The 1,184-nt window shown below is 47.7% G+C and carries 1 rRNA gene; it reads left to right on the forward strand.

Going from position 1 to position 1,184, the window contains the following annotated elements:
• Positions 1 to 62: 62 nt before the first annotated feature.
• Positions 63 to 1,184 (forward strand): 23S ribosomal RNA (locus BLV37_RS14760); the annotation flags it as partial.

The following is a 1,184-nucleotide window of genomic DNA, read 5'->3' on the forward strand; positions in this document are numbered from 1 at the left end:
TTGTACCTTGAAAACTACACAGCGTCAAAAGAAGTTTTAGAAATAAAACTACAATAGTAACTGGTCAAGATACTAAGAGCATAGGGTGAATGCCTTGGCACCAGGAGCCGACGAAGGACGGGATAAGCACCGAAATGCCACGGGGAGTCGCAAGTAGACCTAGATCCGTGGATATCCGAATGGGGAAACCCGCCTAAGGAGAACCTTAGGCATCATCTACTGAATCCATAGGTAGATAGAAGGCAAACCAGGGGAACTGAAACATCTAAGTACCCTGAGGAAAAGAAAGAAACCTCGATTCCCTAAGTAGCGGCGAGCGAACGGGGAAAAGCCCAAACCGGTAAAGTTTACTTTACCGGGGTTGTGGACCGGCGATATGGAAACAATAATTGTAGTCAAAGAGGTCTGGAAAGTCCCACCATAGCAGGTGAAAGTCCATTAGACGAAACAATTAGAGTTACTAGCCGAGTTCCAGAGTACCACGGGACACGTGAAACCCTGTGGGAAGCAGGGGGGCCCACCCCCCAAGGCTAAATACTACCTGGTGACCGATAGAGAATAGTACCGTGAGGGAAAGGTGAAAAGAACCCCGGGAGGGGAGTGAAAAAGAACCTGAAACCCTATGTTTACAAGCAGTGGAAGTTCTATATAAGAACGACCGCGTACTTTTTGTAGAACGGGCCAACGAGTTACGATATGCAGCAAGGTTAAGTACTTCAGGTACGGAGCCGTAGGGAAACCGAGTCTTAATAGGGCGTCATAGTTGCATGTCGTAGACCCGAAACCGGGTGACCTACCCATGGGCAGGTTGAAGTTGAGGTAAAACTCAATGGAGGACCGAACCGCTTAGCGTTTAAAAGCTATCGGATGACCTGTGGGTAGCGGTGAAATTCCAATCGAACCCGGATATAGCTGGTTCTCCTCGAAATAGCTTTAGGGCTAGCCTCAAGAAAAAGTGACGTGGAGGTAGAGCACTGACTGGTCTAGGGGCGTCTATACGTTACCAAAACCTATCAAACTCCGAATGCCACAGTCATAGACTTGGGAGTCAGACTATGAGAGATAAGTTTCATAGTCAAAAGGGAAACAGCCCAGACCACCATCTAAGGTCCCAAAGTACAAGTTAAGTGGAAAAGGATGTAAGACTACACAGACAACCAGGATGTTGGCTTAGAAGCAGCCAC

Origin of the sequence: Proteiniborus ethanoligenes, assembly GCF_900107485.1 — a bacterium.
GTDB classification, from domain to species: domain Bacteria; phylum Bacillota; class Clostridia; order Tissierellales; family Proteiniboraceae; genus Proteiniborus; species Proteiniborus ethanoligenes.